Here is a 22,958-nt window from a genome sequence, read left to right as displayed (position 1 = left end):
CCTCAGTCCTTGAGCGCGGGGTATAGCGATTGCGCGGTCTTCGCGAAGATCCAGTCCTGATCCTCCGCCGACAGCACGCTCAGGCACTGCTTAGCGCGATCCAGATTGTCGCCGAGCGAGCCGGTCGAGGCCGGGAAGTTCGATCCCCATGCCAGCCGCTGCGCGCCGAATTCGGCGACGAGGCGCGGGAACAGCGTTTCGGCGCTGGCTGCGCCCTTCAGGTCGTCGATGAAGGTGCGCGGGGTCAGCTTGAAATAGATGTTCTCGTATGGCGCGAGCGCGAAATGCGCCGCCGCCTTTTCATACGGCGGGCCGTCGCTGAGGTCGGGGCGGCCGAAATGGTCGATCAGAATCTTTGCCGTAGGGAATCGCTTCGCCAGCCCGGCGACTTGCGCCAGACCGCTCGCGTCGGTCTGCAGGCAAACCGACACGCCGAGCTCTGCCGCCAGTTCCCATGCCGGGTAGGATCGCTCGTCGTCGATCCAGCTCGGGTCGAAGGCCGCGGTCGATCCGCCCGTAAACAGGCGCAGCCCGGTAAGGCCGCGCGTCATCCAGTAGCGGATTTTCTCCGGCGCGTCGGGGGACAGGAAGTCGACCGATCCCACCACGGTGAAGCGCCCCGGATGTTGCGCGGCGGCATCGCACACATATGACATGTCATAACCATAGCAGGTCGAGGCCTGGACGATCGCCGCCTTGTCGACCCCCGCTTCGTCCATCGCCGCGATGAACTGCTCGATCGACAGCGGGCGATCCTTCGACCAGCCCGACTGCTTTCCGAACAGTGGCGCGAGCGGATATTTCTCGAAATCGGTCGAGACGACGTGTGGATGGATATCGACGAACTTGGAGGTCATTTTACTCTTTCACGAAATGTCTTGGGCGACGGTCAGTTGGCGGGAGCTGCGGCGGGGCGCGGCAACATAACCGAGATCATCACGAGATGGCCGTCGACCTGGCTGAACCAGTGCGGCAAGCCTTCGGGCACGATGAAGAAATCGCCGGCGCCGACATGGCGCGCCGTGCCGCCGACGATCGTCGAGCCCGCTGCGGTCTTCACGATCGTGCCGCCGGTGATCAGCGTCCCGCTGCCTTCGCGCACTTCGAACAGCTCTGCTTGCTGGCCGTGCGCGTTGGCGATGTTCGGGCCGACATGATATTCCAGCTTGGCGGTATAGCTGCCCAGCGCCATCAGCGGCTTGCTCGACGTGCCATGCCCCGGCAGGACGGCCGCCGCCGCCTTTGCCTGCACCAACTCTATATCGGCCCTGGTGGCATAGACCGGTGCGGTATCCGGCGCGGAGGCGGGGGCACCCTCTGCGGCGACGATGAGGCCAGCGGCCAGAACAGACTTGAGCATCATCTTATCCTTCAGAAGGACGCGTCGCCGACGGGAGTTGTCCGCAACAGGATCGGGCTAGAATTTGACCCTGAACCCGGCGGTATAGTACCGGCCCACCACGTCGTCCGACGAGGCGAAACCGTTGCGCTGACCCGGCGTTCCGCTCGATCCGGTGAGGTTGCCCGCCGGCGGATCGGCATCGAACAAATTCTGCACGTTGAGGAAGAACTCGGCCCTTTTGTTGACGTTGAACGACAGGTTGATCGAGGTCTGGCTATAGGGTTTGATCGTGCCGCTGCCCGGCGCGAAGGTCACCGTGGGGTCTCCCGACAGCGCCAGCGTGTTGCGCCAGCGTTCGAGAATGTCGACGCGCAGGAAATCGGTGAACTGATAGCTGATCGATCCGGTGATGCGCCACGACGGGCTGGCGGTGATGCCATTGGCCCCGAACGCCACGCCGCCCTGATCGATTGTCGGCACCGAGGGCTGGATGTAACGGATGTGCGGCTGATAGGCGGCAAGGACACGGATCGACAGCGGACGCCCGAACAGCCTGTTGGCATAGTTGACCTCGAAATCGACGCCGGCGGTCTTGATCTGCGCGATGTTGATCGGCTTCTGGACGTAGTTGACCACCACACCCGCACTGTTGCGCACGATCAGGCTGCAATACAAAGCGACGCCAGAATTGTTGCAGCCGTTCTGGATTTGAGCGGACGTGCCCTGAAGCGTGATGATCGCGTTGGTGATGTTGATATTGTAATAATCGACCGCGAAGCTCAGCCCCGGAATGAAGTGCGGCTTGTAAACCACGCCGAATGTCTTGGTATGCCCGATTTCTGCGGTGAGGCTGCTGTTCGAGCTGTTGAACTGCGGCACGAAGCTCGAGGTGCCAAGCTTGGTGTCGGTGTAATTGCTGTAGCTGGCCGTAGTCGGCGCAAAGAGGTCGTACAGCGTCGGCGCGCGGATATCGCGCGAGATCGTGCCGCGGAAGCGCAGGTCGTCGTCGAGCGCCCAGTTGATCCCGGCCTTCCACGTCGCATAGCCACCGACGGTGTTATACTTGGTGTAGCGCGCGGCGCCGGTTAGTTCGAGGTTGCGGAAGAAGGACACGTCCTTGAGCAGCGGCACGGTCACTTCGCCCGCGACTTCCCAGACGTTGCCGGAAATCTGCGCGGTCGGCGCGAAGGTGTTGAGCAGCAGCGGCTGGCCCGCCCCGGTGGTCGTGCAATTGTAGCGCAAGCTCGTGCAATCGGCGGTCATGCTCGGCGTGCCGTCGCTGGTCTGGCTGAAGGTCTGGCGACGGAATTCGCCCGACAGCGCCACGTTGACCGGACCCGCCCAGGTGGAAAAGAGCGACCCGCTGACGCTGGCGTTGAAGTCATCCTGATGCGTGGTCGACACCGAGCGAGTTGTATCGAAGATATAGCCAACCGCAGCCGGGTTGGCAGCGCTCGGCCCGAACAGGTTGAGCGGAATGCAATTGGCATAGGCCGCTGCGGTCGCTGCCTGAGTCGAGGCATAACAGACCGTCTGCCCCGCGCCATTGACGACCGCGTCGAGCGCCGCCGACAGTTTCTGGTAGTTGAGATTGTTCTTCAGCACAGTGGTTAGGCGCGATTCGCCGCGTGTGTAATTGACGTTCCACGATGCGCCGCCCAGCTTCCCGTTGAAACCGATCGACCCCATCAGCTGACGCGAATCCGCCTTTTCGTCCAACCGCGCATTCTGGTTGAAGAACTGACCATAAGTGAAGGTCGCGGCCGGGATCTGTGCCTGATAGGTCGGCGACAGGAAGGCGTTGGTCTTGCTCAGCGTCAGGCCCGAGAACAGCAGATCTTCGCCATAGAAATGGTTGGTCTTGAAGGTGCCGCTGGCGAGGGCGTAGAAATGCACATTGTCGCTCAGGTCGCTGTCGAACCGGCCATAGACTTGATGCATGTTGAGCGCCGATTTCAGCGACGTATCGTAATAGCCGCCGGGGCCGCCGCTTTGCGTCGTGGTCCCGGTGTAGGTCGTGCCGTTGACGAACGGCGACAGCACGCCGTTGGCAGCGAAATACTGGCCGTTCAGCGCGCACGCGGCGCCACAGGTAATCCGCCCGCCAAAGGGATTGGCCGGCAGCGTCGAATTGGGGATCAGGAAATAAGGGACCGTCGTGCCGTTGCCGCCGACAGTCGAACGATTGAACCATTCGCGGTCCGAACGGCGGCCGATGCCGTCGTCGTCGCGGAATTCGTAGCTGATTTCGAAGTGGCTGTTGCTGCCGATCTTGACGCCCCACGCCAGCCCGAATTCGTGGCTGCCGTCGTCGCTGCGGCTGGACACGCCGCCCTGCGCTTGCGCCTTGAAACCAGTGAAGGTGGTGTCGGTGATGAAGTTGACGACCCCACTGACTGCGTCCGAACCGTAAACCGCCGACACGCCGCCGGTGACCAGATCGACTCGCTTGACCAGCAACTGCGGAATGACGTCCGCGTCGACGATGTTGGTGAACGAGGTCGGCGGCACGCGGCGGCCGTCCATCAGCACCAGATTGCGCTGCGCCCCGATGTTGCGCAGGTTGAGTTGCGCCGCCGAACCGTTGCCGCCGCCGGTCGTCCCGGTTGCGGTGGGATTGGACGACAGGCCGCGCGACCCGGCAAAGACGGGGAGGACAAGAAGCGAGTCCGTCAGGCTCGCCGGGCGCACATTCTGCAGAGAGTCAGTGGTGACGACAGTGACCGGGGTCGGGCTGTTGTTACCATTGGTAATCGTGCGCGATCCGGTGACGACGATCTCGGGCGGGGCATCCTGAGGATCGGTCGCGTCGGGCGCCGGTGCGCTCGCATCGGGCGCGGGTTTTGTCATCTGCGCAGCAGCAGGAGTCGACAGGGCAAGCGCACTGCCGCTCGCAAGAAGAGCATAAAATGCGAAATTTCGATTGGTCACCACGGCATCCCCTCATCTCCGGTTTAGTCCCGGCTGCGGCCAGATGCGCTCGATTGCGTTGATCCGTACAATTCGATCTGTTCGAACAAATATTCAAAAGCATGCCAGCGGGTCCCAAAACCTTGATTGCCGCGGCGCGCGCATGCAATCCCGACCACGCCTTTCGCCGACGCGCAACGCGGCATTCTTCCTCTGGCTCGATGCCTCAACCTTTACTTGGAAACGACATGATCATCGATTGTCATGGCCATTTCACGACCGTTCCCCAGTCGTTCAAGAACTGGCGCGCGGAGCAGGTCGCGCACGCCGACGATCTCGTCAACGCACCGAACCCGGACGATGCACAGTTGAGCGACGACCAGCTGCGCGAGGCGATCGAGGGCGGTCAGTTGCGCCTCCAGCGCGAACGCGGGGGCGACCTCACGCTCTTCTCGCCGATCGCCAGCCTGATGTCGCATCATCTGGGCAACGAGCGCACCAGCCTGGAATGGGCGCGAGTGTCGAACGACACGGTGAAGCGCGTGACAGAGCTATTCCCGCGCAACTTCGCGCCGGTGTGCCAATTGCCGCAATCGCCGCATGCGCCGCCGGCGAACAGCGTCCCCGAATTGCGGCGGTGCGTCGAACAGCTTGGCTTCGTGGGCTGCAACATCAACCCGGACCCGAGCGGCGGCTATTGGACCGGCAAGCCCTTCACTGACCGCGACTGGTATCCGCTGTTTGAGGCGCTGTGCGACCTCGACGTGCCCGGCATGGTGCACGTCGCGGCGTCGTGCAATCCAAATTTCCATTCGACCGGCGCGCATTATCTGAACGCGGATACCTCGGTGTTCATGCAAATCCTTCAGTCTGATCTGTTCAAGGATTTTCCCACCTTGCGCTTGATCATCCCGCACGGGGGCGGCGCGGTGCCATATCACTGGGGACGCTATCGTGGCATGTCGCTGGAAATGATGCAGCGCCCGCTCGAAGGATTGCTCAACAACATCTTCTTCGACACGTGCGTGTATCACCTGCCCGGCGTCGAGTTGCTTACCAAGGTCGTGCCCGTCGACAATGTGCTGTTCGGGTCTGAGATGATCGGAGCGGTCAAGGGCAAGGACCCCGACACTGGCGAGTATTTCGACGACACCAAGCGCTATGTCGACGCGCTGCCGCTGGGCGACGGCGACAAGCATAAGATTTTCGAAGCCAATGCGCGCCGGGTTTTCCCGAGGCTCGACGCCCTCCTCACTTCGCAAGGACGCTGACGATGCCGGACACGGGGCGACTGAACGGAATCATCCGCGCATGGGAGGCCGGTAAGCCCGCCTATACCTGCTTCGCCAAGCTCGACAAGCTGAGCGCGCAGGAACTCAGCGACGCGCCCTACGATGGCGTGGTGTTCGAGATGGAGCACAATCCATACGATGTCGGCGCACTCGGCGACTCCCTGCAATATATGCTAAGCCGTCAGGCGATCGCCGAGTCCGCCTCGGTCGCGCCGGCGGTCACGCCACTCGCGCGCATCCCGTCCAACGGGATCGAGATGAACCAGTCGCAGGCCAAGCAAGTGCTCGACCGCGGCGTCTATGGCGTAATTACGCCACACGTCTGGACGGTCGAACAGGCCTATAACGCCGTGGCTTCATGCCGGTACGCCAAGCCCAAGGGCGCGGCGCTCTACGAGCCCAAGGGCGTCCGGGGCGACGGTCCAGCGGCGGCCGCACGCTACTGGGGGCTGAGCCAGGCCGATTATTATGCGCGAGCTGACGTCTGGCCGCTCGCACCGCACGGCGAGATCCTTTGCGGTCTGATGATCGAGAGCCCCGAGGCGATCCAGAATCTCGACGACATGCTCGCCAACGTGCCTGGCATCGGCTTCTGCCTGATCGGCGAAGGGGACCTCAGCCAGGCGCTGGGCTATCCGCGGCAATACGACCATCCCGAGGTGATCGACGCGACGCGAAGAATCGCCGAGACTTGCCACAAGCACAAGGTGGTGGTGGGCAATCCGCACACCAGCGCCAAGAACATCGAACGCTTGGTGGAGGAGGGGTATCGTTTCCTGATGTCGGCGCCGACACGCAGCTACGGCGTTGTCGGGCAAGGCCGTGAACTCGCAGGATACTGACGGGACCTGGCAGCCTGCAAGTTGCTCACATTTTGTGTTAACGTCCGCTTCTCATATATTTCCTGCTAGAAGCGGCCTGACCGCAACCGGCCCAACATCCGCCAGACCTTAGGTGTGCTTTGCTGCCAAGGCGTTCGCAATCATCGCGCTGAGCGCTTCCTCGGCCGCAGCCTTGGCGACGTGATCGTCGGATAGCAGGTCACGCCGCATCCAATCGGGCGCGCGTCTGACGACGTCGGCGATGATTTGCTCGGAGTCGGGCATTGATTAGCTACGAGCAGGTTTCGTGGTTGTCGGCAACGGATATAGATTTCGGCGTCGACAGCTTGCCGATTGGGCCGGCCACCAACATTCAAAGGTTTCTGGTATTTTGGAGGACAGTGGCGGCCGGCACTCCTTCGAGGCCGGCCGCATCGCTCGTTATGGAGAAGCGAGACGCATTAAACGCCCGGCACCTTCTGGCGGTACAGGGCGACAATTTCCGATCTGGACAGGCTCGGGTTGCCGGCGACATTGCCGACAACGCTGGCAAAATCGAGAGTTTCCATGATGGCTTCGACATTGCCTCGGATGAAGTAGTGCGAGTTGGGGCTGCGCGTGAAATCGCGATGCACTCGACCGGCGCGCGCACCGACCCGCTGGATCGCGAAGTCAGCGAGCGCCGGGACCGTGAACTCGAAATCCGGGTGCCGCGTTTCGACGGGCCGCAACTGGCGCGGCTCGCTGCGGCGTTGCCAGATCTGAAAGACGGCCGGCACATTGTATGGCTTGCCGCGGAACAAGAATGCATTGTCCGGCACTACTTCTTCTCGAACCAGGTGGATCGAAGGATCGAGGCGATTTTCGATCGAAGCCTTTCGAAACGACCGAGGTACGATCAGCGCGATGACATCTGCCTGCCGAGCCGCGTGATTGAAGAACTTTACGGCCATGCTGGCGTTTTTGCCGAACGGTGGGTTTCCGATGATGGCGCGGGGGCGATTGCTCTTGATCATGACCGTCAGGAAGTCGGCTTTGATGATGCCGGGATATTTCGGGTCGATATCATAAGCGAGACTGCCGAGCGGCAGCAGCTTGTAGAACGATCCCGTGCCGGCGGAGGGTTCCACCATCAGGTACGACGCGGGATCGAAATGCTGCTTGAAGATTCGGTAGAAACGTTTCGCGACCCCTGCACGGGTATAATATTGATCGAACCGGGCATCGCTTGCGCGCTTGTCGGGTTTCGAAGCTGGCTTGCCGCGTTTACCGAAGAAAGCGACGACGCCACTCTTGGCGACGTGGGGTCGCACCTTGACAAGCGTGTCCGCGAGCGCGGGCGCGTTGGTATGCGGCAGCTCACTGTGAACGAGCGGGACATGGCAATAGACGTCGAACGAGCCGACGGGCAGTTTGGTTAACGAGATCATGTGGAGACTTACCTATGACGGAACGGCTGCCCGGGGGCCGTTTCAGGAATCCCACTGATCACATCAGTGGAACTCGAGACGGTTCTCCTCCCGTCTCGATGGCGCATGCGGGCGCCTAGCGGCACTCAACGATGGAATTCGACAGCCGCCTCACCCTTCGCGACGCTGCGCGCGGATCGGGATTTGGGCCGGACGCCGCTACCGACGCCTGTGTGCCTCGTTGGTATCGGCTATCCTATGACGACCCGCAAGATCTGAAACTGGTTAACAATTGTACCGTATCGATACAATGATTTAGCTTCGTTCTTCGGCGTTTGAAGCGGGGCAAAGCCGGACTGGCTCGGGTTGCCCGACAAAGAACATAATCGTCGCCGCGGTGTGGAAAATGCCCGCGGCCCATGTTCATTGGACGACTTTCTCTGAGCGAATCGTGGAAAAGCCTCCACGATCATGACGGCAGTATGGCCGCAACCAGCGAGGCGCAGTGAAAGAGTAGGACAGATTGAAGATTGCAGTGAGGACTGGGAAGTAGAGGAAAAGAGTTGATATTCAGCTCTTGGCTTCCTGGTCCTCCTTGCAAGGAGGTCTGTGATGAAATCACCATTTATACCATCCATCGTTCAGGCGGTCGGGCTGGCGTGTGTGCCAGTCGATGACATGCCCCCGAATTCGTCGCTTGCGCGCAAGCCGGTCGCAGCGGCGATCGTCACCGTTGCCGAGCGCGGCGACGGTCATCGCGACGCGGTCATCAAATCCCTATCCGACGCGCGCGATATGGAATGGCCGCTGCCGGTGCTGATCGATGACGCGCTGATCGCGGGCGCACCGACGATCATCGCAGATAGCGATCGTGACGTGCTCACGGTGGAGGCGGCGTCGCGACGCTTCTTTGCCGAGCCCACGCTCGGCGCGCTCGCGACAGGGCAGGGGGTGATCGATCCCGCCGCCATGTTGGGCGAGCGTCACGACGAAGCGGCGCTTTGCCGCCGGATCGGCATCCCGGCGAACCTCGTTCCAGACACCGATGTCGGTCGATGGTGGAATCGCAACGCACCCGTCGCCGTCGAGGACGTGGCACTGACCGCTGCCGTGTCGCGGCTCGTTCTGTGGGCCCACTTCACCTCATTCCGCAGCGCCGAGCCCGACGCGTTTTTCGAAACTCTATTACCGTTGCGGGAACGGCTGATGGAGCTGGAAGCGGATCATCCCGCGCTCAAACCGTTCCTTGCCTCGCGACCGTTCCACCGCGCTGCATCGTTCGCAAGTTTCTATCGTGAATATCGCGTCAAACGCGACGGTGGTGACACTGAAGCACGATGGGTGACGTTCGAGGATGGCCAGTCCTACGTCTAACTCCATCCCAGTCTTAAACCTCGATAAGGCCCCGCTTCGGCGGGGCCTTGTCGTTTCATGGAGACGACATCATGCCGCATTGGCTGTCGCCCGACACGGAAAGTGCTGCCGCCCTGCTCGAGGCGCACCCCGATTATCGCGTGTTGCGGTCGTTACCGCCGCTGGATCTGCTCCCGCTGCCGGCCCCCGAGGCCCGATTGCGCACCGCTGCAATTATCGACACCGAGACCACGTCGCTCGATCCAACAACGGGTAGCATCATCGAGCTAGCCATCTGCCAGGTCACGTTCGATGGTCGCGGGCGGATCGTCGCGATCGGTCAGGTGCACGATTGGCTGGAGGATCCCGGTCATCCGCTGCCGCCCGAGATCATTCGGCTGACAGGTCTGCATGATCACGACCTCGCCGAGCAACGGATCGACGACGCTACGGCGATCGACCTACTATCTGGCGCCGATCTGCTTATTGCCCATAACGCAAAGTTCGATGCCGCCTGGATCGAGAAGCGCTATCCAATGCTCGCCGGCGAAGCCTGGTGCTGTTCGCTGGCCGACATCGATTGGCGGGGCTTCGGCTATGAGAGCCGTCAACTGGGCGCTTTGCTCGGGGAAGTCGCCGGATTCTTCAATGCCCGGCACCGCGCCGATGCGGATGTCGCAGCGTTGGTCGCGCTGCTGGCCACCGTCCTGTCGTCGGGACGAACCGCGTGCAGCGAAATGATCCTGTCAGCCCAACGCCCGACAATCCGCGTTACGGCCGACGGCGCCCCTTTCGAGGTCAAGGACCGGCTGAGGGCGAGGGGTTACAAATGGGATCAGAAATGCCGCCGGTGGTCAAAAGAAGTCACCAGCAATTCGGTCGATGACGAGCGCGACTGGCTCGCCGAGCACGCCGATTGCCGGTACCCGACCTTGCGCGACATCACCTGGTTCCAGCGCCACCGCGCCTGACGCCGCCCCAAACTACTCCCTTCATTTCACGAAATCCCGCGGTCACTGCTGCGTGGATCGCCGCCGCGCGCGGCATCATCCCCAAAGGAGAATGTCTATGTTCAGCCTGTACCACGATCGCCCGTTCCACACCCGTTATGCGGTCCAGCAGCACAATGGGCGTTACACGCCTGAACTGCTTCGTACGCACCGCACGGCGCGGGCCTCCTGGTTGTATATCCACCGTAAGCACGGGACCGATCTCGTCGGCCCGACCCCCGACTGGTCGGTGCGCGACGACTTGGTAGCGACCGGTCGTTGCGCCCCCGCGCGCGCCAACAATCCCTCTCTGGACGGCCTCGGGCTATGGGATCAGGCCGATACCCACGCCGCCCGAATTCGTCCGGACGAGCCGGCGTGCGCGCACAGCGTCGGGTCGCTACCGATTGGCGGTAGCGTGACGGAGTGGCAAAATCTGGTCGAAGGCTTTTGCGAAGATTTTCTGACGAGCCAGGGCATGGTGGCCGACTGGGCGATCCATCAGCGCGTCGCCGATGGCGACCGCCCGGCAATCCTGCCGCATTGCCATCTGCTCATCACGATGCGGTCGTACGATCCCGCGAATGCCGATGTCGGCCGCATTCGGCAGAACTGGTTGCGCAGCGAGAAAGCGCGCAAGGCGCTCGCCGAGAAGTGGTGGGCCTATAGCGGCATCGCGCCGCGCAGCTACGCCCTGGCCGCCTAAATCCGCGGTCGACTTCGTTATCCGAGGCCATCCGCCTATAAGCTGGAAGTTCGGTCTCGTTTCATCGTTGCTGAACATCGCGTCCCGACGTGGCGGCGCGATTTAACGCGCGTGGTCGTCAGGTTGGCGACCACGCGCCAGCGCGGGTCAGAAAGAATGATGAATAGAGAATTTCAGGAGATGGATGCCGGCACATTCCGTGCCGTTGTCCGCGCGAGGGGTTTTCGCACAGGCGATGCCATACATGTCACAGAAAATCTGCGAGTGTGCGACCCCGCCATCACCCGTCTTTGCGACCATCTCAAGGTGAGCGGCGACCTCAATCTGTCGGGGTGCGGTAGCCTGCAGTCCCTGCCAGATTGGCTTTCCGTTTCGGGAGATCTGATCGTGGACGATTGCAAGAAGCTCCAAAGGCTGCCGGAAAATCTGCGCAAGGTAAACGAATTCAGGGCGAGGAATTGCACTGCGCTGACGTCCATCGAACCGCTGCGCCTGTGCCGGGGGCCAACAACCGTGACCGGATGCGCTATGCTTCAACCTCTTCCATCCGATTTTCGTAGCATGTGTTGGGTATCGCTCGATGGATGCACCATCCACCATCACGCCATTTGCCTCGAGGGAGCGGTGCCGGACACCGTCATGATCGCAGCGGTAGGACGGCGGGTTGGCGACCTAATCGACCACCGATTGCTGTCAGGCCATTCAATAAAAGACGAGTTTATAACTGAGGTAGAATTCGACGAAGAGCTGAATGAAACCTGTTTCTACATCGATGCCTCCTCGCTCGTGATATAACTCCGTGTCCCAGGACCGGCATCCGGAGTGCTTGGTAAGACTGGGATGGACACGCGGTGACGTATCTTTCAGCGGCGCTCTGAGGACGGCGATGCTCCAAGAATGGGAGGTAGGAGGAGAGGGCAAGGAAGCTGGTGAGGAGAAAAAAGATGGTGATGGCCGTAGTCGGGATTGGGGTGCTTTACATCGGTGCAATCTTGCTACCGCGGGTTCTCGTCGCATGTGCGGCTGCGCTCGTCGCCGCCATCCTCGCGGTGAAAGCGCGCGGCTTGACCCGGTTGATACTCGTCCATTCGCCGCGCGACCTCGACTATGACCGCAAGCCCAGTCGCGCCCAACGTCGTGTGATGCGCGCAAGCCTGCAGGTAGCGCTCGACCAGACCGAGCTGAGGAGTTTGTTTCCAACATTGGTGGGCCGCGCGGATAGATGCGTCCGTCCAACGCGATAATCAGATCGACACGCTACAATACCGACATCATCGCGCCCACGGCATGCGATAGGCGACTGATCCGGTTTTCACGATCAGCGTGGCGCCGTTCTCCGATGTTTCGATGTCGGTAATGAGCCAGCCGGACCCGCGCAAAGAAGCGTGGTCTACCACCTCCTCCACCAGCCGACCGACACAACCGATCGCTAGAGTATCCGGCAAACAGCGCCCCAACGCGATTCGCAGCACGCCAAAGCGCGTACTGAACGTCACCGTTTTCAGGCGGGCACGAACTTCTATCGAATGTGCGACGATGTGCACCTTAGCGGATGTGTAGCTCGACAGATCGACGCTGGCGCCGTGCATGGAAAGGATTTCAAACGGATCATCGGCGCGCAAGGCCGCACGTACATGCCGGAAGGCATGCTTCCTCATTTTCCACGACCGATTGCCCGACGGGATTCGCGGGCGTTGTGGCCAGCCATAGCCTGGCACGATCTGCCCAACGACGTCATCGAGCGTGAGCCCATCGCTTGCGAGCAACGCGATCAGGAACGGCGACGCAGATCGAACTGTGGCTCCGATCTCTTCCAAAAACAGCTCTCGAGAACGCTTGGCAAAGCGCTTTTCGGCTATGGCCATCTCGCGCCGCGCCTTGGCACGCGCAGCTCGCATACGGTGAGCGTCCGCTGCAGATGGCGCATCGGGATGGCCTTGATCGGTCATGGCGTGCCACCCTTCGCACGCACTGGTCGCGTGCCTTTGCATTTGGGGTACGCGCGACATCCAAGAAACAGAGTAGCCACGCCCTGCGTTGATTGGCCCCAACGTTTCACCATCGCTGAGCCACAGCGCGGACATGTCTTGGCTGGCCGTTTCTTGCCACCTTTTGATTTGGCTTTCACGGGCGGCTGCTTGAGCGAGTTGGTGGCGAAGATATCGCGCGGAACATGGTCGGCGAGCCCGAGATACGCCACATCCGCTGCTGCCTGGTCCTGCACGGCCAGAGCTGCTTCGACATTGCGATCGACCAGCCATACCGCTTTCCTCACGCGCGCGACCTTGGCTTCGAGGTCGGCGAGCATGATCTTGATGCGATGTTCCAGCTGTTGTTCACGGTGCGCGACTGCAGCTTCGGCGCTGGCCAGCGCGTTCGCCTGGCCTGACGATCGCGCCGATTGTTCAGCCCGGACGGCCACCGCCTCGCGCCAAAACAGCAACAAGACGATCCGTGCTTCGCCAATGCCGCCGACGGCGGCCAACGCGGGGCGGGACACCGCTGCCGCGTTCGTTATCCCGTTAGTGACGAGATGGGCACGTAGCGCAGCACCAATCCCCGGGATCCTGGCGACGTCGAGCGTCGCGTGCGCCATGATGCCAATCGCTGTTTCTTGTACGAAATGCGCCGTGGCGCGCGCGACCACGGCCGATCTATTCACATGGAGTCGATCGAGCTGCTCCGCATCGCCGCGCAGCTGGCCGATCAGCTTCGCGATATCCCAGACGCCGAGCCGCGATCGCCACTCATCCAGGATTCGGCTTGCCACTCGCTGGGCGGCGTCGTTACGCGACATGAACTTGTCGACAACCCCTGCCCCCAGCTGCAGCGCGCGGAGGGAAGGGGGCAGCTGGCCGATCCTGCCGTCGATCGTCGCGAGCGCTTTCCTGGCCGACATGCCCGGGGAGGCGGGCGGTCGGGACCACATCGGCATGACGGCCTCACCAGCGTGGCGCTTGGCATGCTGAATGGCTTCAGCCGCATCGCTACAAAGCGAAAAGGGCCGCGCCACACGACGACCGTCCGATGTGTTCATTCCGCAAACGAAGATCGGTCGACCGGTCTCGCGTTCGATCCGGCACCACGGGCACGGTCCGCGCTCGGCGACGACGTGATGATCTGACCTGTTTGGGCAGGGCGTCAGGCTCTTGGCCAATGCTCCAAGTGCTTCCACCCATTCCGCTGCCGTCGGCCTTGCGTAACCGCGACCTGCAAATGCCCGCTCTAAAAGCAGCCGGATCGCGCGGGGCAGGTCATCCAGGCGAAGTGCCGCCGGAGGCGGCGTCGCCCTAACGGTTCGGAGCAGAGAATAAGCGAACAGGCCTTTGACGATGGCCTGGTCGATCTGGATCGCTTTACCCCGGGCGACACCCGCAAACGGGTGGCGACCCAGTGCCAGGATCTGAAAGAGGATGATGGCGAGCCCGAAAGCATCGTGATCGGGCGTGCGATCGATCGTGCCGAACGCGACACCCTGGAGTTCGGGCGGCGTAAATTCGGCCATGCCGACCGGGCAGCGGTGCGCGCCGACCTGAAAACTGTCAGCATCGATGAGCGTGACGGTGCCGCGCTGCGATACGAGAAACCCGCTGCCGTTGATGTCGCCGATCACCACCCCCGCAGCGTGGGCGCTTGCCACGATCCGCGCCACATTCAGCGCGACATGCACCAGAAACCTGTAGTCGGCCTTCGGAAAGTGCTCCCGCCGCGATGCTGTGGTGATCAGTTCGTGGATCGGCTGGTGACCTGCGACCTGCCGCATCGTGAACCCGGCGAAACGACCGTCGGGATGGCGCACGATCTCGAGTGGGAACGTCACGTTCGAACAGGCATTTGCGAGATCGCCAGCGATGATTGCGCGGACCTTGGTTTCGCGCGCGGCGTCCGGTTTGAGATAGATTTTGACCGCGCGTCCCGATCCATCGGCCACGGCATAGACTTCGCCCTCGCCACCACGGCCGATGCGGTCTGCAAGCGGAAGATGCACACCGCCGCACATCACCACGGGCGTCGTCATCCGAAGGCTGCGAGGATGAACGTTTTATCGTCGTCGGTGCGCGCGTTCACGCTGTCAGAATCGAGCCATGCCGCCAGCTTGCGCGATAGCGAGCGATCGGCGCCAACGTTGTTCGAGGCGGCCACTGCGCTGAACAGCCCGTCGAAAAACGGGCGGTGAGACACGCGGGCGGCAAATCCCAGCGCGAGCCGTTCCAGCCCGTCGGTCAGCAGCGCAAGGCGATCGATCGGGCAACGGCTGATCACGCCGATCCGCAGCCGCGGATTGGTGTCGGTCAGAAAGTAGGTGGTCGACGCATAGTCGCCGCTGTCGGGCCAGCTCAGATCAACCAGCGCCGTGCCGCCGGCGATCCTCGCGACGATCGCCCCGTCGCCGATGTGCGCGGTGATGGCGTTGGTTCCCTCGCTGATGACGAGCACCAACGTGGCCGCGAACTGGCTGGGTGCGCAACCGAGCCGGTCGGCCGAGACAATGATCATCAGCCGGACCTCCGCCACCCAAAGCTCGATCTCGGAAGGGGTCGGCATGCGGCTGTTGGCTGCGATCCAGTCGGCCGCTCGATTGGTCAGGACTCGGGCGGCGATTGCCGCACCGAGCCCGCCATGCCGTGTGCTGCCGGCACCGTCGCAGGCGACCGCGATCAGATAGCCGGGCTCAACCGCCAGGACGCGGTACGCGTCCTGGCGGCGCTCGCCTGCCTGCGCATGCGCGGTGCCGCGCTGCGAGGCCCCCGCCCAGGTCCAGCCCGGCATGTTCAGACGATGGTGGCCCAGCCGGCGGGGCCGGCCGGATTGGTCAGGGTAACCGCTTGACCCGTCGTCGAGCGCGATACCGCTGAGAGCGAACTCGACAGCCAGCGGAACATCGTGCCGAACGCGAGCCCGCGCAGCATGACCGGTGCGCTGACCGCGATCTGTCCGAGCGTATCGGTATCCGCACCGTCGACCCCGACCGCGAAGAACGAGAAGCTCTTGCGCCGCTCGCCTTCTTCAACGCGGCGCGCGGCACGGTCCCAGCTGTCGGTGGGCGCGCCGTCGCTGACCATGAAGATCCACGGCCGGTAGGGCGTAATGCCGGCACTGCGATACTGGGTCTGGCGCGCGCCCACGAGATCAATCGCGACGTTGATCGCCTCGCCCATCGGGGTGCTCCCCTTGGCCTTGAGCGGCTGCGGGTAAAAGGCCTTGGCCGAACCGAACTCGGCGACGACATCGACCGTGTCGCCGAACGTGACCACAGCGATCTCAAGGCGCTTGGAAGCCAAACTGTCCTCGCGGACATCCGCCGCAAACTGCTGCAGCCCGGCATTCAATGCAGCGATCGCTTCGCCCTTCATCGAGCCGGACACGTCGAGCAACAGTACGCAAGCGCACCTCGGCTCGGGATTGTCGGCGAACTCGATCAGATCGAACCCGGCGGGGGTGACATCGTCGCCGAACGGCACCTGTACAAAGTCATCCATCATGGTCACACCTTTCCAAGGCGGGGGCGTTGCGGATAGCAACGACCATCCCGCAAACAGCGGATTGCAGAGTGTGCGAAAGCCACAGGCGGGACGCCGATGACGTTCACTCAGCTATTTTGAAGGTCGTTCACCGATGTCGATCTCGGCGAACGTAAGCGCGTCGCGTCAGGCGCGTTTGTTGTCGACTCGGCCAACCAGGCGCTGCTGGATCGACAGGCGTCTCGACGCAGCGGAAAACGTCCGCAGCAATCGTGTTGCGTACCGACGGACTGATTACAAGTACTTATTGTGGGGTCCGGCGCCGATCCCTTGACCATCCAACACGCCATTAATCGCCAACTTAATGACGGTGCTTTGCGCTCCGAGCCCGCGCGATACCATCAGCTGTTTAAGCGGCCCGCGCGAGCAAACGATGATAATCAATTTCGCCGCATGTTGCCCACGCGCGCGCCGCGCAGATTTCACACCATGTTGTTCAAATGAAACCTAATTCTACAGCGGTTGAACTTGGCCCCTGATCTACACTCATGGCTAGATGTCGATAATTGGCGAAGTGTGACACCGTTCAGTGCGGGTCCCCGCAACCAACTCAAACATACAATCGGCGCCATTCGGCCCGGTTGTATGTTTTCCAGCGCCGCGGGCTCCCGCAACCAGCCGAATCATACGACCGCCCTGACGCAAGTCAGGGCGGTCGTTTGCTATGTGGAGTATCTGCGCGAGGCGTCCGTGCACGAGCAGGTCGACGCCGCGACCCTCCTCGCGGGGGACTGCGGTGATCAACTCGATGAGGTTGCGCAACGCGAGCCGTGCCTCTCCCGCCTCCAGCTCCGGCGCGTTCAGCGCGTCGCTCAGCTTCTCGACGTTGCGCCGGTAGGCGTCCGCCAGGTTCGGGTGGAGCGAGACGGCCGGCGCGACCTCGATGTCCTCGAGCTGCCGCTCAATCGCCGCTCGATCGGAGAGCGCCGCCGCCAGGCGCGACTTCATCTCCGCGTAGTCGCCGATGCCGTCCGCCATCATGTCGGTCAGCCTCTCGATCCGGCCGGTCAGCTTCGCGCGGTTGCGCTCCACCTTCGTGCGGTCGGCGAACGCCGCCTTCCGTGCGTCCTCGCTGGCATTTCGGTATTCCTCGATGAACGCGGCCACGAGGTCGGGTTGGAGCATTCTGTTGCGCAACGCGTCCAGTACGCGGGATTCGAGCTGCGCGGTGCTGATCGTCCGGCCATTCCCGCAAGTGCCAGTCGCGCGGGCCGTGCTGCAGCCCCAGCGTTCCGCCCCGACCACCGTGAAGTTGCCTCCGCATGCGCCGCATTTGATCAGGCCTGACAGCAGTCGCTTGGTCGGCGTCGGCCTTACGCCGGCGATCCGCTCCGGCGCTCCCTCGATCGCCGCCACCGCGTCCCACAACGCCTCGTCCACGATCCGCAGTTCCGGCACGTCCTGCCGCTTCCATTCGCTTTCGGGGTTCGGGCGCGACACGCGCTTGCGGGTCACGGGATCGCGCACGAAGCGCTGCCTGTTGAACACGATCCGTCCCGCATAGAGTTCGTTGTGCAGGATGCCGTTGCGGCGCTGCCTGCTGCCGCAAACGGTGGATAGGCGCCACGGGCCACCAGTCGGCCCGGGTACGCCTTCACGATTGAGCTGCCGGACGATGAAGTTGGCGCTCCGCCCCTCGGCGCGCCACGCGAAGATGCGGCGGACGACCTCGGCTTGCTCCGGGACGATGCGGCGGCGCCCCCTGTCGACGGCGCCGCCCGCCAGGATCTGGGGATCGGCGGCATACCCGTAGCTCAGACCTCCGGGGATGCGGCCGGCTGCGACGCGGCCGACCTGCCCGCGCCTCGTCTTTTCAGCGAGCCCCTTCAAGAACATGGCGGACATCGTGCCGGTGAAGCCGACCTGCAGCTCGCCGATCCGTCCTTCCGAGACGGTGACCAGCTTGCAGTCGGAGAACTCGATGCGCTTCCAGATCGCGGCGATGTCCTCCTGGTCGCGGCTGATGCGGTCCAGGGCCTCCGCCAGGACGATGTCGATTTCGCCCACCCGGGCGAGGAGGGCGTTCAGGCCCGGACGGTCTCGGGTCGCGCCCGATAGCGCGAAGTCGGGGAACACCTCGACGACGGTCCAACCCTCGCGCTCCGCGCGTTCGCGACACAGGCGCACCTGGTCCTCGATGGAGCGTTCCGACTGCTTGTCGGAGCTGTAGCGCGCGTAGATGGCGACCTTGGCTTTTTCCGACGTCACGGCACGGCTGCGACGTTAGCCGATATTACGAGTTCGCATCCGGAAGTCTCGATCCTGTCGCGGAACGCATTGGCGACTGCCGGATCGCGTCCGAGGCGGTCCAGCGTCTCAATGACGATCACGTCGAATTCATCGGCTCGGGCGAGCATAGCCTCTAGACCGCCACTTCCGGTCACGGCGCCCGATGCCGCAATGTCCGAGAACGCCTCCACGACCTCGAGGCCATCCCGTCCAGCCCGCACGCGGCAATTGCGCCATTGATCCTCGATCGAGCGAAGCGATTGCCGGACGGCGCCGCATCTGGCGTATATCGCGGCGCGGAGGTGCGGCGTTCCGATGGTTCCGGACGAGGGGCCGTCGATCAGCTGCATTCTTCCTCCGATGTCCTGTCGAGTGCGTTTTCGGTCGCTGATCGGATAGCATCGGCGCGCGCGAGGTCCCGTGCAAGCGCCTTCACGAACGAGATCAGCTCGGCCGGAGCGGGTGTGGCTGTAGACTGCTCGACCCGTGCGACCGGGCCGACGCGACCGCGCCTGCTGTGTCTCGGAGGGGTGAGTTTCCCGGCCATGCGACGGTTCTAGCGTCGCCGTATCTCGGGTAATGCAAACTCGGACCACCCATGTCGATCGCGAGCGATTCAGCAGTCGGATCATGGCGATGGCGGTCCGATCGCGACGAGGTCGGGCTCGAAGGCGAACGTCGTGATCGGGCTCGGGTGTCCACGACCTCCGGCGGTTGCCGACGTGATGGTCCGGCCGTCGATAGCCGGTATGCCGGTGCGGATCACATCGCCGAGCCTTCGGCCGACGGCCGCGTCGCAGATCGTCTGTGGGAGGAGTTGCCAGACCGCCAGCTCGTCTCCGTGGTAGAGCCCTTGCCCGATGAGGGCGCATGTCGAAAGTACGGCGGGTTTCTGACCCGTCTGGTAGATCTCGAAGAAGTATTCTCCGACTTGCAGCACCATCTGCTTCAACTGGGAGTTCGCTGGGTCGTAGAAGTAGTCCAAGGCGATGATGTCCGTCGCGATCCGGTAAAGGTTGATGCCTTCACGCTCCAGGAGCCATCGGAGCTCCCGGTCGATTAGGACATCCTTCGGAAGGCAGTCGTTCGCACGGCTGTCGCCGAACTTCGGTTTTGGCGGGCGGAATTTTCTCATCGCTCGTTCTTGGGGTCGCTTGCCGGCCTAGCGGCCCGATGATCGTCGCGACGTTTCGCGCGAGACACTCCAGATCGCGGTTGTGGCGTCCTTGCCGCCCGGATACTGCAAACGCGGACCATCGGGCGCGTTGCTTGCGTATCAGGGAGGCCGATCGAGACGATGTCCCATGATCCCCGACTTCCATTCCAGCGGCGGACCCTTCCAGCCGGGGTCGGTACCGCGCTCCGGTCCGCGCGAGAGGCGAGGGGCGAGACGCGGGCCGCGGTTGCGGACGCGGTCGGCATCCGGCCCCGGACGTTGGCGCGCATCGAGCGGGAGGCCCAGAAGCCGTCATGGCAGACGCTCGACGGGCTGTGCGACCATCTCGGCGTGAGCGTCGTGGCGCTCGCCCGCCGCTGGATGCGGGATTCGCTGGATGTGCCTTCCAACCCGTCCTCGTCGCCGGGTCTGGGGCTCAGGGCGCTTCGACGCTCCCGAGGCATGACCCTGGTCGAGCTCGCCTCGCTGAGCGGGGTCAGCGCCGCCACGATATCCCGCTTCGAGCGGGGGCTCACCGCGTCCCGCCTGCTGGGCCGCAGGGTAAGGGGCGAGGGCCTGGACCTCGATGCTCGCGACGTGGAACTCGATGGCGATCGGCTCGCCGACGCCTTCGGCTTCACCGACGCCGGCTCGCTTTGGAAGGCGTGTCTCACGGCCTTCGATGCGCAGGAGTGAGAGGTCGGCCATTGGCTGGTTGTGGGAGTGCTCGACATCGGTATCATCACTCGTCGACGAGCCGCATCGCGGGCCGCGTGGGCACGTCTACCCAATCCATGTCCAGGTGGACGCTGAGCGCCGCATTCGCGCCGTAGAAGACGATGCTCGCATCGGCGATGACCGGATCCACGGTTCGCAGCGCCTCGAAGGGCAGCGCTCCCAGACACGAGACGCGGCGTCCGCCGAGCGCGGCCACGGCGGCGGGGGTCAGCTTCGGCTCCGTGATCTGCACGAATGGGAACGTGTCGGCCTCGCAGTAATGGCATGTCCATTCGCCGCTCCCGACTGAGAAGGCGAGGTCCAACGTCTGCCGGTAGGCGGAGATCATTGCACCTTGCGGAAGAGACCCTAGCAACCGGCGGCCGGTGTATGTCGAAGGCGAGACGACGGCGTGTCCATGCCAGGCGACGACGAACTCCACGAGATCGTCGATCGATACGCCGGCGCTGCGGGTGGCCTCGAGGAGGATGGGCGAGGCGCTGACATGTGTCGTCCGCAACAGCCCCGAGGCGTTGCGCGAATGGTTCGGCGATCTCTTCACCATGTGCGTCATCTCCTCCCTTCCGTCGTCGGTGGGCTGGACGGCCCCCGGTTCGCGCCGACCACTCGGCGGCCCGGTCATTGTACGAGCCTGCCGTATCCGCTCTGCAAACGCGGACCATGGCCATGGCCGTCACGCCGCGAAGCGGTCGCCGTCCAGGAACACGTGCTGCCGTGTCCCGTCGTCGTGGCAGACCACGTGGGCGATCGCCCAGCTGCTGGGTCCCCGGTTGTAGCCTAGGTCGAGCTGGCAGACGCCGGCGACGTGCAGACCCCCGCGCGCCACCGGGCGGTGGAAGTGGCCGAGCACCATGTCGATGCCCAGCCGCTCGAACACGCCGATCGCGCCGCGCGTGCCGTCCGGACCGGCATGGCCGTGGATCCCGCACTCCACGCCGCCGACCGTGTAGCCCTCGCCGTCACCCAGAAAGCGGACGCGGTCCAGTCCGTCGGCCGATAGGAACCGCATCGTCTCGGCGAAGAACATCGAGGTGCCGCCGCCTGCGCGGATGCGGGCGAGGAGCGCCCGTTCGCGATCGAGCTGGAACTCCGCGTTCAGCGGATCGGATCGGTGGTCGGCCTCGCGGAGCCAGCGGAGGAAGTGCTGGTCGTGGTTCGACTGGACGACGACGGTCTCACCGTCCGCTATGCGGATCCGCTCGATAAACGCCGCCGTCCCGGCCAGCTCGGCGCGCACGTCGCCCGTGCCGCGCACGTGGTGCTCGAACCTTGCGTGGGCATCGCGCCGCTGGTGGTGGCTCCGCCCGCGCATGTCGCACACGTCGTGCAGTACCTGGACGCGCGGGCGGAGACGGCCGAACAGGCCGTCGCGTCCGCCACTCCCCCAGGTGGCGGCTACCGCATCCCCGTCGCAGTGCGGGTGGTGGAGGTCGCCGACGACGATGCCCGCGACGCGCCTCCCGGTGGTGACGCGCCCACCGGCGACATGCTCGTCCAGGTCGTGGAAGGACCCGTCGCCATGCGCTGCGCTGGAGACCATGCGCGCGAACACTCTACCATCCGGGAGCATCTCGACGATGAGCGCGCCCACGAGTGCCGGGGTCCGCCGGGCAGGGTCCCGGTGGATGCTCGCAGCGCCGGTCGTGAGCTGGACGCGGGTTGGCGCCGACCCGATCCTGGGCAGGCTCTCGAGCTGCTGGACGGAATGCGGGAACGCTGCCCAGCGTTGCGGCGAGATGTGTTGCATCCCGTCGAGGGGCATCCGTGACACCGTCGGCGGAAGCTCGTCGGAGCGCAGGTGAAGTCGGCCGGCGAAGTCGATGGGCACACGGCTCAGCCCCGCCTCGTGCCGCGATCGCGGTCCGAGCGGCGCCACCACGAGCTCGGCGCCATGGTGCTCGGCGTAGGCGGTCAGGTTTTGCATGAACCCGCGATGCCGTTCCCCGTCCGGATTCACCGAAGTCACCACGAACCGGCGGATGCCACGGGTCGGGGGGCGGACCTGCCGCCAGCCGCCCGTGCGCGCGCCCGCCGCCGCCGTGGCCGGCACTGCGATCGAGACCGCGCGCGGATGCGCCGCTGGGCGGCCATTGCGGACGTCGCGCGAGATTTGGAAGCGGGTCGAGATGTCTCCCTTCAACATAGCCTTTAGGGGTGGCGGGCGGAGTCCAGCATCCCGCAGGAGGTTGCGTTCGTATTGGACGAGCGCTTCGCGCACCCTGATTTGAGTGATCCGCAACTCGCGCGCGGTCTCCGATTCCGAGTGGGTGCGCATGTAGGAGTGGAACACGGCGGCCTGCGCGGGGGTCACGTACGTACCGGTGGCCGGCATCGGCTTCGCCGGCGCGACCGCGGTCCACGTACGCGCGGACTGTGGCGTGTCGCGTGGAGCGTCCGACGCCTGCCGTCGCCGCTCCGTCGCGCGGCTGCCGCCGCGCCAGTCACCATCATCTTCGTCCATCGCCGGTCCAATGCCTTGACGTCTCGCTGA

General features: G+C 63.7%; 22 protein-coding genes. 8 read left to right on the top strand and 14 right to left on the bottom strand.

Annotation, left to right across the window (positions count from 1 at the left end):
- Nucleotides 1-2: 2 nt before the first annotated feature.
- Genes FFS35_RS14185 through FFS35_RS14175 form a run of 3 tightly spaced genes read right to left on the bottom strand, consistent with a single transcriptional unit; the run spans nucleotide 3 to nucleotide 4,273 of the window.
- On the bottom strand, nucleotides 3-857 hold the full coding sequence (locus tag FFS35_RS14185) for an amidohydrolase family protein (protein WP_137787753.1): 855 nt from the start codon (nucleotides 855-857) through the stop codon (nucleotides 3-5).
- Between the two features lie 32 nt (nucleotides 858-889).
- Nucleotides 890-1,360 carry a cupin domain-containing protein gene (locus FFS35_RS14180; protein WP_137787752.1) on the bottom strand — a complete coding sequence of 157 codons (471 nt, stop codon included), beginning with the start codon at nucleotides 1,358-1,360 and terminating at the stop codon, nucleotides 890-892.
- Between the two features lie 57 nt (nucleotides 1,361-1,417).
- On the bottom strand, nucleotides 1,418-4,273 hold the full coding sequence (locus FFS35_RS14175; protein ID WP_137787751.1) for a TonB-dependent receptor: 2,856 nt from the start codon (nucleotides 4,271-4,273) through the stop codon (nucleotides 1,418-1,420).
- Nucleotides 4,274-4,500: 227 nt separating this feature from the next.
- On the opposite strand from FFS35_RS14175, the gene FFS35_RS14170 reads away from it, so the two are divergent.
- Together FFS35_RS14170 and FFS35_RS14165 are read left to right on the top strand one after the other, a co-directional pair.
- Complete coding sequence (locus tag FFS35_RS14170) at nucleotides 4,501-5,523, top strand: amidohydrolase family protein (protein ID WP_137787750.1); 1,023 nt, start codon at nucleotides 4,501-4,503, stop codon at nucleotides 5,521-5,523.
- A gap of 2 nt (nucleotides 5,524-5,525) precedes the next feature.
- Nucleotides 5,526-6,386, top strand: a complete 861-nt coding sequence (locus FFS35_RS14165; RefSeq protein WP_137787749.1) for an aldolase/citrate lyase family protein — start codon at nucleotides 5,526-5,528, stop codon at nucleotides 6,384-6,386.
- Between the two features lie 108 nt (nucleotides 6,387-6,494).
- On the opposite strand, the gene FFS35_RS20035 is transcribed toward FFS35_RS14165, so the two are convergent.
- Together FFS35_RS20035 and FFS35_RS14160 are read right to left on the bottom strand one after the other, a co-directional pair.
- Nucleotides 6,495-6,650 carry a hypothetical protein gene (locus tag FFS35_RS20035; protein WP_171007641.1) on the bottom strand — a complete coding sequence of 52 codons (156 nt, stop codon included), beginning with the start codon at nucleotides 6,648-6,650 and terminating at the stop codon, nucleotides 6,495-6,497.
- 176 nt (nucleotides 6,651-6,826) lie between these two features.
- Nucleotides 6,827-7,678 (bottom strand): SAM-dependent methyltransferase, encoded by an 852-nt coding sequence (locus FFS35_RS14160; protein ID WP_249341660.1) that lies wholly within the window; start codon nucleotides 7,676-7,678, stop codon nucleotides 6,827-6,829.
- A 708-nt stretch (nucleotides 7,679-8,386) separates the two neighbouring features.
- On the opposite strand from FFS35_RS14160, the gene FFS35_RS14155 reads away from it, so the two are divergent.
- The 5 genes from FFS35_RS14155 to FFS35_RS14135 all read left to right on the top strand — a co-directional run bounded on the left by FFS35_RS14155 (nucleotide 8,387) and on the right by FFS35_RS14135 (nucleotide 12,066).
- Nucleotides 8,387-9,148, top strand: a complete 762-nt coding sequence (locus tag FFS35_RS14155) for a hypothetical protein (RefSeq protein ID WP_137787747.1) — start codon at nucleotides 8,387-8,389, stop codon at nucleotides 9,146-9,148.
- A gap of 71 nt (nucleotides 9,149-9,219) precedes the next feature.
- Complete coding sequence (locus FFS35_RS14150) at nucleotides 9,220-10,098, top strand: 3'-5' exonuclease (RefSeq protein ID WP_137787746.1); 879 nt, start codon at nucleotides 9,220-9,222, stop codon at nucleotides 10,096-10,098.
- A gap of 97 nt (nucleotides 10,099-10,195) precedes the next feature.
- Nucleotides 10,196-10,822 carry a MobA/MobL family protein gene (locus FFS35_RS14145; RefSeq protein WP_137787745.1) on the top strand — a complete coding sequence of 209 codons (627 nt, stop codon included), beginning with the start codon at nucleotides 10,196-10,198 and terminating at the stop codon, nucleotides 10,820-10,822.
- A gap of 159 nt (nucleotides 10,823-10,981) precedes the next feature.
- Nucleotides 10,982-11,617: a hypothetical protein gene (locus tag FFS35_RS14140; protein ID WP_137787744.1), complete on the top strand. Its 636-nt coding sequence runs from the start codon at nucleotides 10,982-10,984 to the stop codon at nucleotides 11,615-11,617.
- Between the two features lie 149 nt (nucleotides 11,618-11,766).
- Nucleotides 11,767-12,066 (top strand): hypothetical protein, encoded by a 300-nt coding sequence (locus tag FFS35_RS14135; protein ID WP_137787743.1) that lies wholly within the window; start codon nucleotides 11,767-11,769, stop codon nucleotides 12,064-12,066.
- A gap of 27 nt (nucleotides 12,067-12,093) precedes the next feature.
- Here the strand turns inward: FFS35_RS14135 and FFS35_RS14130 are convergent, their stop codons facing one another.
- The 7 genes from FFS35_RS14130 to FFS35_RS20025 all read right to left on the bottom strand — a co-directional run bounded on the left by FFS35_RS14130 (nucleotide 12,094) and on the right by FFS35_RS20025 (nucleotide 19,708).
- A complete protein-coding gene (locus FFS35_RS14130) occupies nucleotides 12,094-12,771 on the bottom strand; it encodes a hypothetical protein (RefSeq protein ID WP_137787742.1) in 678 nt (225 codons plus the stop codon).
- Complete coding sequence (locus FFS35_RS14125; protein ID WP_171007640.1) at nucleotides 12,768-14,585, bottom strand: topoisomerase DNA-binding C4 zinc finger domain-containing protein; 1,818 nt, start codon at nucleotides 14,583-14,585, stop codon at nucleotides 12,768-12,770. Before FFS35_RS14125 ends, FFS35_RS14130 begins: the two co-directional genes overlap by 4 nt.
- Nucleotides 14,586-14,836: 251 nt before the next feature.
- On the bottom strand, nucleotides 14,837-15,592 hold the full coding sequence (locus FFS35_RS14120) for a PP2C family serine/threonine-protein phosphatase (RefSeq protein WP_137787740.1): 756 nt from the start codon (nucleotides 15,590-15,592) through the stop codon (nucleotides 14,837-14,839).
- Nucleotides 15,593-15,594: 2 nt separating this feature from the next.
- Complete coding sequence (locus tag FFS35_RS14115) at nucleotides 15,595-16,305, bottom strand: VWA domain-containing protein (RefSeq protein ID WP_137787830.1); 711 nt, start codon at nucleotides 16,303-16,305, stop codon at nucleotides 15,595-15,597.
- Nucleotides 16,306-16,836: 531 nt separating this feature from the next.
- Entirely contained in the window at nucleotides 16,837-18,552 is a 1,716-nt protein-coding gene (locus tag FFS35_RS14110) for a recombinase family protein (protein ID WP_137787739.1), read from the bottom strand.
- Nucleotides 18,549-18,923, bottom strand: coding sequence for a recombinase family protein (locus FFS35_RS20030; protein ID WP_171007639.1), 375 nt, complete (start codon nucleotides 18,921-18,923; stop codon nucleotides 18,549-18,551). Before FFS35_RS20030 ends, FFS35_RS14110 begins: the two co-directional genes overlap by 4 nt.
- Before the next feature lie 278 nt (nucleotides 18,924-19,201).
- On the bottom strand, nucleotides 19,202-19,708 hold the full coding sequence (locus tag FFS35_RS20025) for a hypothetical protein (RefSeq protein ID WP_171007638.1): 507 nt from the start codon (nucleotides 19,706-19,708) through the stop codon (nucleotides 19,202-19,204).
- A gap of 162 nt (nucleotides 19,709-19,870) precedes the next feature.
- On the opposite strand from FFS35_RS20025, the gene FFS35_RS14100 reads away from it, so the two are divergent.
- Entirely contained in the window at nucleotides 19,871-20,425 is a 555-nt protein-coding gene (locus FFS35_RS14100; protein ID WP_137787737.1) for a helix-turn-helix transcriptional regulator, read from the top strand.
- 46 nt (nucleotides 20,426-20,471) lie between these two features.
- Here the strand turns inward: FFS35_RS14100 and FFS35_RS14095 are convergent, their stop codons facing one another.
- Both FFS35_RS14095 and FFS35_RS14090 read right to left on the bottom strand, forming a co-directional pair.
- Complete coding sequence (locus tag FFS35_RS14095; RefSeq protein ID WP_137787736.1) at nucleotides 20,472-21,089, bottom strand: hypothetical protein; 618 nt, start codon at nucleotides 21,087-21,089, stop codon at nucleotides 20,472-20,474.
- Between the two features lie 51 nt (nucleotides 21,090-21,140).
- On the bottom strand, nucleotides 21,141-22,928 hold the full coding sequence (locus FFS35_RS14090; protein WP_137787735.1) for a hypothetical protein: 1,788 nt from the start codon (nucleotides 22,926-22,928) through the stop codon (nucleotides 21,141-21,143).
- Nucleotides 22,929-22,958: the final 30 nt, after the last annotated feature.

The sequence above is a fragment of the Sphingomonas sp. 3P27F8 genome (assembly GCF_005502745.1).
Lineage (GTDB): Bacteria > Pseudomonadota > Alphaproteobacteria > Sphingomonadales > Sphingomonadaceae > Sphingomonas.
The sequence above is the reverse complement of the archived record's forward strand: the minus strand, read 5'-3'. Positions and strand labels throughout refer to the sequence as shown.

What these genes read in the sequence shown, in the direction of transcription:
- FFS35_RS14115 (WP_137787830.1), bottom strand. Translation starts at nt 16,305, where the DNA reads ATGATGGATGACTTTGTACAGGTGCCGTTCGGCGACGATGTCACCCCC.
- FFS35_RS14155 (WP_137787747.1), top strand. Translation starts at nt 8,387, where the DNA reads ATGAAATCACCATTTATACCATCCATCGTTCAGGCGGTCGGGCTGGCG.
- FFS35_RS14095 (WP_137787736.1), bottom strand. Translation starts at nt 21,089, where the DNA reads ATGACCGGGCCGCCGAGTGGTCGGCGCGAACCGGGGGCCGTCCAGCCC.
- FFS35_RS14145 (WP_137787745.1), top strand. Translation starts at nt 10,196, where the DNA reads ATGTTCAGCCTGTACCACGATCGCCCGTTCCACACCCGTTATGCGGTC.
- FFS35_RS14100 (WP_137787737.1), top strand. Translation starts at nt 19,871, where the DNA reads ATGTCCCATGATCCCCGACTTCCATTCCAGCGGCGGACCCTTCCAGCC.
- FFS35_RS14185 (WP_137787753.1), bottom strand. Translation starts at nt 857, where the DNA reads ATGACCTCCAAGTTCGTCGATATCCATCCACACGTCGTCTCGACCGAT.
- FFS35_RS14125 (WP_171007640.1), bottom strand. Translation starts at nt 14,585, where the DNA reads ATGCGGCAGGTCGCAGGTCACCAGCCGATCCACGAACTGATCACCACA.
- FFS35_RS14090 (WP_137787735.1), bottom strand. Translation starts at nt 22,928, where the DNA reads ATGGACGAAGATGATGGTGACTGGCGCGGCGGCAGCCGCGCGACGGAG.
- FFS35_RS14135 (WP_137787743.1), top strand. Translation starts at nt 11,767, where the DNA reads ATGGTGATGGCCGTAGTCGGGATTGGGGTGCTTTACATCGGTGCAATC.
- FFS35_RS14150 (WP_137787746.1), top strand. Translation starts at nt 9,220, where the DNA reads ATGCCGCATTGGCTGTCGCCCGACACGGAAAGTGCTGCCGCCCTGCTC.
- FFS35_RS14120 (WP_137787740.1), bottom strand. Translation starts at nt 15,592, where the DNA reads ATGCCGGGCTGGACCTGGGCGGGGGCCTCGCAGCGCGGCACCGCGCAT.
- FFS35_RS20025 (WP_171007638.1), bottom strand. Translation starts at nt 19,708, where the DNA reads ATGAGAAAATTCCGCCCGCCAAAACCGAAGTTCGGCGACAGCCGTGCG.
- FFS35_RS14180 (WP_137787752.1), bottom strand. Translation starts at nt 1,360, where the DNA reads ATGCTCAAGTCTGTTCTGGCCGCTGGCCTCATCGTCGCCGCAGAGGGT.
- FFS35_RS14170 (WP_137787750.1), top strand. Translation starts at nt 4,501, where the DNA reads ATGATCATCGATTGTCATGGCCATTTCACGACCGTTCCCCAGTCGTTC.
- FFS35_RS20035 (WP_171007641.1), bottom strand. Translation starts at nt 6,650, where the DNA reads ATGCCCGACTCCGAGCAAATCATCGCCGACGTCGTCAGACGCGCGCCC.
- FFS35_RS14130 (WP_137787742.1), bottom strand. Translation starts at nt 12,771, where the DNA reads ATGACCGATCAAGGCCATCCCGATGCGCCATCTGCAGCGGACGCTCAC.
- FFS35_RS14165 (WP_137787749.1), top strand. Translation starts at nt 5,526, where the DNA reads ATGCCGGACACGGGGCGACTGAACGGAATCATCCGCGCATGGGAGGCC.
- FFS35_RS14140 (WP_137787744.1), top strand. Translation starts at nt 10,982, where the DNA reads ATGAATAGAGAATTTCAGGAGATGGATGCCGGCACATTCCGTGCCGTT.
- FFS35_RS20030 (WP_171007639.1), bottom strand. Translation starts at nt 18,923, where the DNA reads ATGCAGCTGATCGACGGCCCCTCGTCCGGAACCATCGGAACGCCGCAC.